The sequence below is a fragment of the Nostoc sp. C110 genome, from assembly GCF_043099725.1.
In the GTDB taxonomy this organism is placed as follows: domain Bacteria; phylum Cyanobacteriota; class Cyanobacteriia; order Cyanobacteriales; family Nostocaceae; genus Nostoc; species Nostoc muscorum_A.
The window spans coordinates 4,114,049-4,127,179 of the sequence record NZ_CP171148.1; the positions used below are offsets into that span (position 1 = coordinate 4,114,049).

The following is a 13,131-nucleotide window of genomic DNA, read 5'->3' on the forward strand; positions in this document are numbered from 1 at the left end:
TAATTTTGACATTTACCTCAATACTGTTCCGATAAAGGGATTAATGACTTTTTTAGGGGAATATCAGGGACTTTACCAAAACAGACGATGAACAATACTAAACAAAATATATTGACTTTTCGGCTATGCAACAGCACACTCTAGCAGCCGAAATCACCCAATTAGGGGTGGGATTGCATAGCGGTGTGAATACCCAGGTGCGGATACTACCATCTGAAACGGGAAGTGGACGCTACTTTGTGCGGGTGGATTTACCGGATTTGCCGATTATTCCAGCCCAAGTTGCGGCAGTTAGTCACACTGTTCTCTCAACTCAGTTGGGAAAGGGTGAGGTATATGTTCGCACAGTAGAACATTTGTTGGCAGCACTTTCGGGTATGGGTGTGGATAATGCCCGGATTGAAATTGATGGGCCAGAAGTCCCGCTTTTGGATGGTTCCGCAAGTGTGTGGGCAGCCAATATTTCCCAAGTGGGCCTAGTATCACAACCCGTTAACAACCAATTTCCCTTGATTGTTACAGAACCAATATGGGTCTATCAAGGGGATGCCTTTGTATGTGCCCTCCCAGCACCAGAAACTCGTTTTAGTTACGGTATTGATTTTGACCTGCCTGCCATTGGTAATCAATGGTATAGTTGGTCACTAACCACTGAACTAGAGAAAGCTTCTGCTAGCTTTGCTGCCGAAATTGCTCCTGCCCGTACTTTTGGGTTACTGCATCAAATTGAACACTTACAAAAAACTGGGTTAATTAAAGGTGGTAGTTTGGATAATGCACTTGTTTGCGGGCCAGAAGGGTGGCTAAATCCCCCCTTGAGATTTGCAAATGAACCAGTCCGTCATAAAATCTTGGATTTAGTGGGAGATTTGAGTTTACTAGGAGCTTTTCCTCAAGCTCATTTCTTAGCGTATAAAGCCAGCCATAATTTACACATTCAACTGGCTCAGAAAATTTTAGATTTTGGACTTCGACTTCGCTCAGTCGAACGATTTTAGATTTTGAATTTGCTCTAAAGCTTAAAATTCAGGATTATTAAGGTTTCGATCTACGCTTGCCTGCTAGACTTTCAGATGAAAAATTAACTATAGGGCCAATGTCAATCCTCACTGAAGTGAATACTATCGATCCAACTACATCTACATCTACCGAACTACAGGGTATAAATGAGACTGCGATCGCCTCTGAAATAAAAACAACTTTCACATCTGAAGAAATTCAAAAATTATTACCCCACCGCTACCCATTTTTACTTGTAGATAAAATAATTGACTACGTTCCAGGTAAAAAAGCTGTTGGCGTTAAAAATGTTACTATCAACGAAAACTATTTCCAAGGACATTTCCCCGGCCGTCCACTGATGCCAGGGGTGCTAATTGTCGAAGCAATGGCACAAGTTGGGGGCATTGTTCTCACTCAAATGTCTTCGGTAGAAGGCGGGCTATTTGTTTTCGCTGGTATCGATAAAGTTCGCTTTCGCCGCCAGGTCGTACCGGGGGATCAACTAGTCATGACAGTGGAACTGTTATGGGTAAAACAACGTCGTTTCGGTAAGATGCAAGGTCGTGCCGAAGTTGACGGTCAACTTGCTTGTGAAGGGGAATTAATGTTTTCTCTAGTCAACTAAAAGTTTGCTTTCGTGGTGTGGGCATAGCCGTGAAATGCCCTTACTGAATCCTACAAAAGGATAACAGTAAAAAAAAATCCACAACAGCATCTGATAATTTCTTGATTTTCGATGCCCTCTCTACGAGATGCTACTCGAACACACTTAACTTGCTTTGCCCGACACTTTCGTTCACTGAAATACTTCACGCTCTACCAGTCGCCTTGATGGGGCGGTAGTTTGTATAAATCTCTTAACCAGATTAACACGCTGCCTTAGAAACCCTATTTGGCGCTGACTTATCAAGACAGTTCTGGAGATTCACCCTTGAAAACGCTAATTCATCCAACTGCTGTAATTCATCCGAAATCGGAACTCCACCATACAGTGCAAGTCGGTGCCTATGCTGTGATTGGAGCGCATGTCAAAGTGGGCCCTGAAACAATAATCGGCGCTCATGCTGTGTTAGAGGGGCCTTGTGAGATTGGGGCGCAAAATCAGATTTTTACAGGTGCAGCCATCGGTATGGAACCCCAGGATCTCAAGTTTGTGGGAGAACCAACTTGGGTCAAAATTGGTGATAACAACTTAATTCGTGAGTACGTTACTATTAACCGCGCTACTGGTGCTGGTGAAGCAACAGTAATTGGTGATGGTAATTTGCTGATGGCTTATGTCCATGTGGCTCATAACTGCGTAATTGAAGACCAGGTAGTGATTGCCAACTCTGTAGCGTTGGCGGGTCATGTGCATATTGAATCACGCGCCAGGCTGAGTGGGGTTTTAGGTGTCCATCAATTTGTGCGTATTGGTAGACACGCAATGGTGGGAGGTATGGCACGTATTGACCGAGATGTAGCCCCATATATGCTAGTAGAGGGAAATCCGGCACGAGTGCGAACCCTCAACCTTGTGGGACTCAAACGGTCTGGTATGGACTCAGCAGATTTGCTTGCGCTGAAAAAAGCCTTCCGCATTCTTTACCGTTCTGATTTGTCCTTTAAGGATGCCTTGGAAAAACTGGAACTTTTAGGGGATAGCGAACAATTACAACATCTGCGTCGCTTCCTGCTGCTTTCTCAGATGCCAGGTAGACGTGGCTTGATTCCCGGTAAAGGGAAAAAAACCACGAGTGATGAATCGTGAATTATGAGTTAGGAGAGACGCGATTAATCGCGTCTCTACAGGAGTTATGAATTGATGATTTAAATTTTTAACTCCGCATTCCTAAGTATTCACTGCTAACTATTCATTCCTAAGTTTTTACTAATTACCAATTATCAAATGCGGATTTTTATCAGCACTGGCGAAGTATCTGGCGATTTACAAGGGTCGCTGCTAATTACAGCGCTGAAGCGTCAAGCTATGGCGATTGGGTTGAAATTAGAGATTGTGGCGCTGGGTGGCGAAAAAATGGTGGAGGCTGGGGCAATCTTATTGGGCAATACTAGTAGTATTGGCTCAATGGGTATTCTAGAAGGGTTGCCTTATATTCTACCTACTCTCCAGGTACAACGTCAGGCGATCGCTTCCCTAAAACAAAATCCACCTGATTTAGTAGTGCTGATCGATTATATGACTCCCAATCTGGAAATTGGGACTTATATGAAACAGCAGTTACCAGATGTGCCTGTGGTGTATTATATTGCTCCCCAAGAGTGGGCTTGGTCATTAAGTTTACGTAGAACTAACCGAATTGTTGGTTTTACAGATAAGCTGTTGGCAATCTTCCCACAAGAAGCCCATTACTTTCGTGAGAAAGGGGCAAAAGTTACTTGGGTAGGGCATCCTTTGATTGACCGAATGCAAGACGCTCCCAGTCGCCAAGCAGCGCGTGCAACACTGGGGATTGCGCCAGAACAAATTGCGATCGCACTTCTACCCGCCTCTCGCCGCCAAGAATTAAAATATCTTTTACCAGTAATTTTTCAAGCCGCCCAAACTATTCAAGCTAAATTACCCGAAGTTCATTTCTGGATTCCCCTTTCTTTGGAAGTCTATAGACAGCCAATTGAGGAGGCTATTAGGCGTTACGGTTTACGGGCGACAGTTCTATCAGGTCAACAAATGGAAGTTTTTGCTGCGGCTGATTTAGCCATTAGTAAATCTGGTACTGTCAATTTAGAACTTGCTCTGTTAAATGTGCCCCAAGTTGTAGTTTACCGCCTCAGTCGCCTGACTGCTTGGATAGCTCGTAAAATCCTCAAAGGTTCTATCGCCTTTGCATCGCCACCAAATTTAGTTGTGATGAAGCCGATTGTGCCAGAATTTTTACAAGAGCAAGCCACAGCAGAGAATATTATCCAAGCAGCGATGGAACTACTACTCAATCCCAGTCGCAGAGAGCAAACTTTGCTAGATTATGAAGAAATGCGGCAAAGTTTAGGAGAAGTTGGAGTGTGCGATCGCGCTGCTCAAGAGATTTTGCAAATGGTGGCGGGGAGTAGGGGACAAGAGGTGAGAACTTGAAACAAGTCTTTCCCCTTGTCCCCAAGTCCTCTTCCCAATGCCCAATCTTTTTAGAGGTGTCATGGCTTATGAGATGAGAAAACAAAGAGCGATCGCAGTTGATTTGTTCGCTGGCGCGGGTGGTATGACGCTTGGCTTTGAACAAGCTGGTTTTGACGTACTAGCGTCTGTAGAAATCGACCCTATCCACTGTGCAACACATGAGTTTAACTTTCCTTATTGCTCAGTGTTATGTCAAAGTGTTGTGGATACAACCGGTGAAGAAATTAGGAGTCGGTCTAAAATTGGCGATCGCGAAATTGATGTGGTAATTTGTGGTTCACCATGTCAAGGATTTTCTCTAATTGGTAAACGGGTTGTTGATGATCCGCGAAATTCTTTAGTGTTTCACTTTCATCGCCTGGTTTTTGAGCTAAAACCAAAATTCTTTGTAATGGAAAATGTTCGAGGGATAACGGTTGGTAAACATAAACAAATCCTCCAAACATTAATTAGCGAGTTTCAAATTTACGGTTATAAAGTAGAAGAGAATTACCAAATTCTCAACGCTGCAAATTACGGAGTACCACAGTCCCGTGAGAGATTGTTTCTTATAGGGGCAAGGGAGGATGTAGAGTTACCAAAATATCCTCAACCGATTACTAAACCAGCATTACCAAATAATTTAACTTCTAAAAAAATATCTGATATCCCCTTGAGTCCTACAGTCTGGGATGCGATTAAAGATTTACCAGACATAGAAAAATATCCTGAGTTAGTAACAAGAGATTGGGTTGTTGGAGAATACGAAAAGCCTAGTAATTATGCTTGTCTACTTCGCGGTCTTAAATGCCTAAAAAATGATTATTCTTATAAACGTGAATATGATTTACGAATCCTTACTTCAAGTTTAAGAACAAAACATTCTGCGGAAACTATTCAACGTTTTCAGGAAACTGAACAAGGTGAAAGAGAAAAAATTAGTCGTTTTCATAAGCTACATCCTGCTGGTGTCTGCAATACTTTAAGAGCCGGAACAGATAAGTATAGGGGTTCTTTCACATCTCCTAGACCGATTCATCCATTTACGCCCCGTTGTATTACAGTCAGGGAAGCGGCGAGATTACATTCTTACCCCGATTGGTTTAGATTTCATGTAACCAAATGGCATGGATTTCGGCAAGTTGGTAACTCTGTACCACCGCTCCTAGCCAAAGCTGTAGCGAGTGAAATTATTCGTAGTTTGAATATTTCGCCTTTTAAGCCGAGGTTGCGATACAAGTTGGGAGACGAGAAGCTACTACAGTTTAAGATGTCGCAAGCGGAACAATATTATCAGCGTGAGTAATAATACACTTTGTAATATGTGCAAGGTTCGGCTAAGTCCAAGTACGGAAAAATGTACTATCTTCCCAGATATTAGCAGTGCGTTGAGCGATCGCAGTCAATTCTTCCTTTTTGAGAGGCACAAAAGCCCGCGCTATCTTGACATTATTCTCTAATTGTGAAATAGTTTCTGCCGCAATTACACAACAATGTACTCCAGGCTGAGACATTGTGTAACCTAAAGCTTGCTCCATACCTGTCAATCCACCTGATTTAAATAGTCGACCATAAGCTGGGACTTTCATCGCAATCACACCGACATTTTTTTCTTGAGCAACTGGTAGAACCACCGGGATAAATGGATGTGGGTGGTGTTTGTCGGCGGCATTCACAGGTATGAGTGTAGTGTGGAAAGGATAGCGGCGTAAGCCTTCGGCAATAACTTGAGGATCGTGATGTCCGGTAATACCTGCGAAGCGTACCAGTTTTTGTTGTATGGCTTCTTCTAAAGCTTTAATTGCGCCAGATGGACTAAAAATGGTGTCGAGTTCTTCGGAAAAAGAAACGTGATGCAACTGCCACAAATCGAGATAATCTGTATTGAGACGTTTTAGCGATCGCTCCAATTCTCGCCAAGCTCCATCCCGATCTCTTTTATCAGTCTTGCTGGCTAGAAATATCTTTGAGCGATGGGATGGTAGCACTTTACCTAAATAATCTTCACTCGGCCCATAACTAGCCGCTGTATCAAAGTAGCGAATGCCAAGTTCCAGCGCTCTTTGAATTATTGCTGTAGCATTACCCTCTTTTCCTTCCCAGGATAGTGGCGTTTGTCCTGCTCCTCCTAACCCGAAGATCGGAAGATTTACTTGCGTGCGTCCCAGCATCCGTTCTGGCATAGTTGCTGGCGGTGTTGCGGTGTTAGTACTATTTTGCTGTAAAGCATTAGTTGCCACAATACCTCCAGTTACAGCAATGCTGGTAATTAGGAAATTACGCCGCGTCTTTCCTTCTGTCATAATTGGCTTCGGGGGCGAAATTACTTTTTATTATAAAATTTTAGCTAGGGGGGATTAATCTCAGAAAGCAAAATTACTGATAGTTTAGGAACACTGCGAAAGCGCTGATCGTTGGTTAGAAAAGTAGAACATTGAGTCAACAGTGCTGTTGCTGAATGGATAGCATCTGGTAATTTGATGTTAATACTGGCACGAAGTTGAGCAGCTTCAATTAAAATCTGACGACTGACAGGAATCACTGTTAAATTTTGTGAATTGCTAATCAGTTGTTGGTAAGTTGTCTGTTGAGCTAAGTCATGATTTTGGAAAGGTTTTACCAATACTTCAGCAAGTGATAATTCACTAGTTACTACACTCAAGTTACCTCGATCAATACTTTGGAATAACTGGGTTAAATCTTGGGCAAATGCTGGATGTCCTTCTAAAGCATAGATCCAAATGTTGGTATCTAGGTATACCTTTGTGCCTTGAATAGCATCTAGAATTCCCATGCATCTCGTTCTTGACGAATAAACTTATCCACTTCTTCCGGTGTCGCAAAACTGCCTTTAGCAGAACCGATAAAGCTAGTTAAGGGCTTTTCAGAATGCTTTGGGGGTGACTCCAGAAGTACTATCACCTCTACTGTTGCACCTGCTGGAAGTTCTGGAGAAGAGATTTCTACTACACCACCAGGTTTGACGATCGCCTGTTGCCTGAGTCCATTAAGCATGATAATTTATCCTCATTAGTGTCGAACATCCCATTTCTATCAGGATAGGTGAAAATCAGAGCGATGCCTACGGCGGCAAGCTACGCACTGCCTTTTCTAGCTTAATTTTGAGGTGCGATCGCATTACTTACTACCGACGGCATTTTTCTGAGCGTAGGTGATATTTTTCTGATACTCTATGATTTTTTGTTGAGCGATTGCATAATTTGGGCTGGAAGATGGCACAGTTTTCATAAGTGCGATCGCAGTTTCCCACTGACTTACAACTGTCTTCCACTCATCTGGAGATTTTGCTGATTGAGTAAGGTTAGCTGCATTAATTGCTTTACTTACTGCTTCTCGGAATGTATCAGTTTGAAGTAACACAGTCGGAGATTCTGAAATGACTGGTGAGGGTGTAACTAATACAGACTTTGATGGTATTTGTGTATTGGTTTTAGATGTTAGAGGAAGAATTTCTCCAAATTTCAAAGATAATAATATCACTACAGCAATTGAAAATACAAAAAAACGAACATCCAAGTTTTTTTGAAATTACGATATTTATACTGACTCTTAATGATTGGAGTTTCTTCATCATTCGATAAAATATTGGATGTCATTTTGTGTAAACCCATTCCGCCGCGCAATCTATTAATTTCTTGATCTTTATTTAAATCAGTCTTGGATTTACTTATATCTGTTTCTTTAGTGCCAGAGTAAGCAGATATTATTCTGTGTCTGACCAAATATTCAATTTGATAAGTTAGTGCCCCACTAGAAATATAAAATAGCCCAAATATTACTATTATTTTATTTTCAATGTCTGTGTAGGATTCAACTGGTTTGGTGTAACTAATATTAAATAATGGCAAAAATATTGTCGAGAAAAAAGCTGCTATGAGTGCAGAAGTTGAAATTACAAGCCAAGCATACAATCCTTCCCACCAACTCATTATTCCTGGAAATAAGCCTTTTGTTCTACCTATTTCTGGTGCTTGTATTTCTGATATGAACCGACTTATGAGTAGGTGTAATAAGTGATGAGTGAAAGAAATTATAGGAATTGGAGATAGGATTAACAGTATTGTCAATATGGCAAATAATTCGGGGCTTTGTACCAAGTATGTGATATGGTAGCCTAACTTTCCAGGATTACTGAGTATAAATATAACAAAGCTCAAAAATAGATTCAAAATTAATGCTTTTAACCAAGAGCTAGGATAAGGAAACCATAAAGGCCAGTAAAAGTTTTGTAGTTTTTGTTTAGTAGCTTCTTGAATATTCGGCTGTTTCATAACCAATAAATGCGAAGAACTGATAAATTATTGTCTATCTTAAGATTCCCCATATACAGGCAAAAGCAACATTTATAAAATTTTTAGAGCTATAGATTTAAAACTTCCTTGATCTACAGCAGATTGCGCTTTAATCGAATACACGTAGAGACGTAGTAGTGCTACGTCTCTACAAAGTTTTGGGTTTTATATATGTACTTCATTTACCTGAAATCTGCCGTATTGTATTTTTGGCATAAGCCCCTGCTTTAGACTCTTTTTCTGCACCTTTGCATCAGGAAATTTAAATACTAACGTTCTTTTGTAATTATAGAGCTACCATTACTAATACTTACTTTTTGAATAAAAACGTCAGTACACGATGATAAAATATCAGAGCTTATTTTATTAGCAATAGATTCAAAATCTTGGTTTGTTAATCCCCGTGCTGTATCGCCACTTAAATTAATAAAAATAGTTAAAAATTGAGGTTCACTAGAAGACTCTTCATTATCTGCTGCTAATTCATCTTCTACTATGCTTAGATTAAACTCTTTAGTCCAAGATGGAAATTTCTTACCCGTTTGTTGTCCGTAAATTTTCACGTTTTCAATAGATGCAGCTCCTAAACCAGTTAACCCTTTGCGAATAAATGCAACTAAAATTTGCTGATTTGGTACTTGGGCAGATTCTAGTGTTACCTCTAACCAAGCATCTTGAAAGGCAACTTTTGCTGTGATCCCTTTAGGGTGTAGGTGGCGGTTCATCAGAGATGTGATCGCATCTACATCTCCCTGTTTTGCAAGTTCCAGAATATTCGGCTGTGTCATAACCACTAAAAGAGAAAATCTAGGAAAATAAGCTTACATTCTTAGAATTCCCTCTTAAAAGCCTTAAGTAACATTATGATGCAAAATATCAACTAACTTAGGTTAAAATATTTAGTATAAAGATAGTCTTTCACAGACTTTTGTAAAAAATATATTTCCCTGGATTAACATCGGTTTTTGCCCTTGCCAAATTAACAGGATTAATATTAATCAGTTTAATTCCCATTTTCAATATGAAATTTTATCGAGATCATGCTTGGCCTTCGACGCTGGAAGAAGCCATAGTTATCCAAGAAAAGCTGCGAGATCAAGTAATTACTGAGGATCAACTAGAAGAACCGATCCAGTACGTTGCTGGAGTGGATATGGGTTTTGAAGCTGATGGAACCATTAGCCGTGCAGCTGTCGCAGTACTGAGTTTTCCTGATTTACAAGTAATTGAGACGAGCCTAGCACACCGTCCTACTACCTTTCCTTATGTTCCTGGGTTCCTCTCATTTCGGGAAATTCCAGCTGTTCTCGATGCCTTGGAGAAAATTCAAACAACACCAGGTATTATCCTGTGTGATGGTCAAGGAATTGCTCATCCCCGCAGATTAGGTATAGCTAGCCATTTAGGGTTACTTATAGATATGCCAACAATTGGTGTAGCTAAGTCCAGGTTGGTAGGTAAGTTTGAGGAATTGGCAGAAACCAAAGGCAGCAGCCAACCACTGATATATAACGGTGAAACCGTCGGGGCTGTTTTGCGATCGCGCACCGGGGTAAAACCTCTCTACATCTCCAGTGGTCATCGCATTAGTTTACCTACAGCAATTGACTATGTATTACGCTGCACGCCAAAATATCGGCTGCCAGAAACTACACGCATCGCTGATAAATTAGCATCGGATAGATAAAGCTTGTTGAAGTTTTTTCTAAATACTTGCTTCCACCGGCTCAATCATGTTAGGAATCGCACAGAAGGAAGTTGAAGTAGCTAAATACGATTTACGAAGTTAGAACAATGAACGCACTAACTTTACAGTGGCACGATGCAGGTCAAGATAAAACTCAGAACATTTACGAACAACAGCCAAGTCAAAATCCTGGTACTGTCCGCATTGGTCGCGATCCCCTACGGTGCGATATTATTTTGAGTCATCCTACTGTATCTGGTCTGCACGTTGAAATATTTTTTCATCACCAGCAACAGCGCTTTTATATCAGAAATTTGCGATCGCAAAATCCCCCCCTTGTCGATGGACGGCAATTAGTTCAAGGTGAAATGCCTTTAACAGAGGGTACTAGTATCTCTTTGGGACAAATAAAACTCAACGTTACTAAAGTTTCCACAGGCAGCATTCCAGCAACAATTTTAATGCCACCGCATCCCGGCCATCATCACCATTCACCAACACCTCCCGCGCCAGCGCTAGGAATTTATGGTTTAGAATGCCCCAAATGTCATAAAGTTTCCCCAGGAGAGAATCTACAAATTGGCTGTCATTGGTGTGGAACATCTTTGGCTGCGGCTGTGAGTGTTTTAGTAGCACCGGGTAGTTAGGAACAAGGGGGAATCATTGAACAAGTCTAATGACCAATGACAAATGACCAATGACCAATGACAAATGACCAATGACCAATGACAAATGACCAATGACCAATGACAAATGACCAATGACCAATGACAAATGACAAATGACAAATGACTTACAAATTCAATTGAGTTGGGAAGAACCAGCGACAGGAGAACGGCGAGAACCAAGGTTGAATATACCGATCGCTTTTGGTCGAGAATTCCCTCGCTTACCTGCCGAACTTAGGGGAATGCGCGTTTCTCGGATGCTGCTTAACAGTAACGAGGTTTCTCGTTACCATGCCCTAATTGACTGGGAACAAGACCAGCTAGTGGTGATTGACCAAGGCAGCGTTAACGGTGTATATGTCAACGGTAAACCACAAACGCGCAGTGTTTTGGCTAATGGCGATACATTGCAAATTGGCCCTTATGTAATCACAGTGAAATTTGGTGCTAGCGTCTCTGAACCAGATACCAGCCCCCCTTCAACGATTCACTTCAACGCAAATACCAATCTTCCAGACCCCACATTGCCTGTAGCCCAGCCGCTAACGCCCTTGGCAAGTAATTTCCCGCCACTAGCGTTTCAATCGGAAAATGTCGCCGTCCAAGCGCTTCATGCTACAGGTCTATCAGTAGATGAATCTGATTATCTAGCGATCGGGGCGGGACTGGGTAGCTTTGTTTGGGCAGATTTACTGCGAATTAGTGGTGTGCGTCCTGACAAGATTGTAGCTTTGGGATTGGAAGCAGAGCCTTATGCTCGTTACAAGCGCCTTTGTTTGAATTCGCAAATTCCCTTATATGAAAGACTGCGTTCTAATTCTGACTCTTGCCCTGATAATATTTGGGGCTGGCCTAGTTATGCTTTGCGCGAAGCTTGGCGTGATTGCAGCAAGGGACAGATAAACTCAGCATTGAAGTATTTATGGCAAGTATTTGCTGAACCAACATTTGCCGAAACTTATACACCCCGTGCGGGTAATGTCTTTGATTCCATAGACCGGGAAGCGAAGCGCATTGGCTGGAATCAAATTTATCGTTATGGACGAGTTAGGGCAATTCGCAAAACTGATGATGGCAGATATTGCGTAGCCTATTCTCGCGCCCCAGGAAATTATGCTTTTTTAGTTACTCGTTATTTACATTTAGCTACTGGATATCCAGCAATTCAGTTTCTTCCAGATTTGCAAGCTTATAGAGAAAAATATCAAGATTTTAAATCTGTCGTCAATGCTTATGAAGCACACGATCATGTTTATGAGCAACTAGAGCAACAAGGTGGTACGGTATTGATTCGAGGGCGGGGAATTGTGGCTTCGCGGATTATTCAGCGCATTTATGAAGCCAGAAAGCGAAATCGGAATATTGCAGTTTTGCATTTAATGCGATCGCCAAAACCTCAAGGTAACAAATTTCAAAATACCCAGCGCCTAGTCAAAAATCATTACGAATTTCAACCCTTTAACTGGCCAAAAGCCTGTTGGGGCGGCGAACTTCGGGCAATGTTAGAAAAAGCCACCCCCGATGAACGCAAGCGTTTATTAGCAGACTGGGGTGGAACTACCACCGCCGACCGCCAGGACTGGCAGCAAATTACTGCCCAAGGCATCAGCGAAGGCTGGTATCAAATTACCTTTGGTGAGGTTTTAGATGTAGAACGAGATGCCCAAAACCGGACTATTACTCATATCCGAGAACAAAGCTTTGGGGAAATAAAATTGCTAGCTGACTTTATTGTTGATGCTACTGGACTGGATGCGAAAGTAGATGCCAATCCTCTGATATCAGATTTAGTAAAACATTACAATCTCCCAGTAAATCATCTGGGACGATTGACTGTAGCAAACAATTTTGAACTAGTAGAAATGCGTAGTGGCAAAGGTCAAATGTATGCTGCTGGAGCTATTACTTTAGGTGGCCCTTATGCAGCAGTTGATAGTTTTTTGGGCTTGCAATATGCTGCATTAGTAGCCGTTGATGGACTCGCCGCCACCCGTGCGCCTGGAGTTAATCGTTTGAATACTATAAGTTCTTTTAGGCAGTGGTTGAAGTGGGTGTTAAATCAGTCACCTTAGTTTAATAATGCACAAGGCATGGAGAAATACAGTATTTAACTGTTGCAGGTTTTGCTGCTTGAAAATTTCTGAAGGCAGATAAGAACGATCCGAAGAAGATTTTGAAACAGTTAGAAGCTAAACTTTATTTTAATTCAGAAATTATAGTAATTAGGCGATGTCTACAATCCTCTACGCCTAAGCATTTCGCCAAACATCAAAATTTTACAACCCGCTTGTGCGGGTTTTGTTTTTTAGCTGCAATAATATAGATAAATAGCTATTTAACTATAAAAATATATTACAAAAAGTTTAC

At 41.5% G+C, this 13,131-nt stretch carries 14 protein-coding genes; 8 read left to right on the forward strand and 6 right to left on the reverse strand.

Annotation, left to right across the window (positions count from 1 at the left end; translation table 11 throughout):
* Window positions 1-125: 125 nt before the first annotated feature.
* The 5 genes from lpxC (at window position 126) to ACFFRD_RS23045 (ending at window position 5,402) form a co-directional block, all read left to right on the forward strand.
* A complete protein-coding gene (gene lpxC / locus ACFFRD_RS23025; protein ID WP_392477662.1) occupies window positions 126-998 on the forward strand; it encodes a UDP-3-O-acyl-N-acetylglucosamine deacetylase in 873 nt (290 codons plus the stop codon).
* 98 nt (window positions 999-1,096) lie between these two features.
* The gene (gene fabZ, locus ACFFRD_RS23030; protein ID WP_179074935.1) at window positions 1,097-1,627 is read left to right on the forward strand and encodes a 3-hydroxyacyl-ACP dehydratase FabZ; all 531 of its coding nucleotides are present in this window, start codon (window positions 1,097-1,099) and stop codon (window positions 1,625-1,627) included.
* 306 nt (window positions 1,628-1,933) lie between these two features.
* Window positions 1,934-2,752, forward strand: a complete 819-nt coding sequence (gene lpxA, locus ACFFRD_RS23035; RefSeq protein ID WP_392477663.1) for an acyl-ACP--UDP-N-acetylglucosamine O-acyltransferase — start codon at window positions 1,934-1,936, stop codon at window positions 2,750-2,752.
* 138 nt (window positions 2,753-2,890) lie between these two features.
* Window positions 2,891-4,075 (forward strand): lipid-A-disaccharide synthase, encoded by a 1,185-nt coding sequence (gene lpxB, locus ACFFRD_RS23040; RefSeq protein WP_392477665.1) that lies wholly within the window; start codon window positions 2,891-2,893, stop codon window positions 4,073-4,075.
* A 61-nt stretch (window positions 4,076-4,136) separates the two neighbouring features.
* Window positions 4,137-5,402, forward strand: coding sequence for a DNA cytosine methyltransferase (locus ACFFRD_RS23045; RefSeq protein ID WP_392483148.1), 1,266 nt, complete (start codon window positions 4,137-4,139; stop codon window positions 5,400-5,402).
* Between the two features lie 31 nt (window positions 5,403-5,433).
* Here the strand turns inward: ACFFRD_RS23045 and ACFFRD_RS23050 are convergent, their stop codons facing one another.
* From ACFFRD_RS23050 to ACFFRD_RS23075, 6 genes are all read right to left on the reverse strand, one after another.
* Window positions 5,434-6,399 carry an aldo/keto reductase gene (locus ACFFRD_RS23050; RefSeq protein WP_392477667.1) on the reverse strand — a complete coding sequence of 322 codons (966 nt, stop codon included), beginning with the start codon at window positions 6,397-6,399 and terminating at the stop codon, window positions 5,434-5,436.
* A 44-nt stretch (window positions 6,400-6,443) separates the two neighbouring features.
* Complete coding sequence (locus tag ACFFRD_RS23055) at window positions 6,444-6,890, reverse strand: PIN domain-containing protein (RefSeq protein ID WP_163939354.1); 447 nt, start codon at window positions 6,888-6,890, stop codon at window positions 6,444-6,446.
* On the reverse strand, window positions 6,878-7,111 hold the full coding sequence (locus ACFFRD_RS23060) for a hypothetical protein (RefSeq protein ID WP_194142834.1): 234 nt from the start codon (window positions 7,109-7,111) through the stop codon (window positions 6,878-6,880). Before ACFFRD_RS23060 ends, ACFFRD_RS23055 begins: the two co-directional genes overlap by 13 nt.
* A gap of 123 nt (window positions 7,112-7,234) precedes the next feature.
* Entirely contained in the window at window positions 7,235-7,597 is a 363-nt protein-coding gene (locus ACFFRD_RS23065; RefSeq protein WP_392477669.1) for a hypothetical protein, read from the reverse strand.
* A complete protein-coding gene (locus tag ACFFRD_RS23070; RefSeq protein ID WP_392477671.1) occupies window positions 7,597-8,388 on the reverse strand; it encodes a hypothetical protein in 792 nt (263 codons plus the stop codon). Before ACFFRD_RS23070 ends, ACFFRD_RS23065 begins: the two co-directional genes overlap by 1 nt.
* A 290-nt stretch (window positions 8,389-8,678) precedes the next feature.
* On the reverse strand, window positions 8,679-9,197 hold the full coding sequence (locus ACFFRD_RS23075) for a hypothetical protein (protein ID WP_392477672.1): 519 nt from the start codon (window positions 9,195-9,197) through the stop codon (window positions 8,679-8,681).
* A 233-nt stretch (window positions 9,198-9,430) separates the two neighbouring features.
* On the opposite strand from ACFFRD_RS23075, the gene nfi reads away from it, so the two are divergent.
* The 3 genes from nfi to ACFFRD_RS23090 all read left to right on the forward strand — a co-directional run bounded on the left by nfi (window position 9,431) and on the right by ACFFRD_RS23090 (window position 12,836).
* Entirely contained in the window at window positions 9,431-10,096 is a 666-nt protein-coding gene (gene nfi, locus ACFFRD_RS23080) for a deoxyribonuclease V (RefSeq protein ID WP_392477673.1), read from the forward strand.
* 107 nt (window positions 10,097-10,203) lie between these two features.
* A complete protein-coding gene (locus ACFFRD_RS23085; protein ID WP_179074942.1) occupies window positions 10,204-10,743 on the forward strand; it encodes an FHA domain-containing protein in 540 nt (179 codons plus the stop codon).
* Window positions 10,744-10,877: 134 nt separating this feature from the next.
* Window positions 10,878-12,836: an FHA domain-containing protein gene (locus tag ACFFRD_RS23090; RefSeq protein WP_392477674.1), complete on the forward strand. Its 1,959-nt coding sequence runs from the start codon at window positions 10,878-10,880 to the stop codon at window positions 12,834-12,836.
* Window positions 12,837-13,131: the final 295 nt, after the last annotated feature.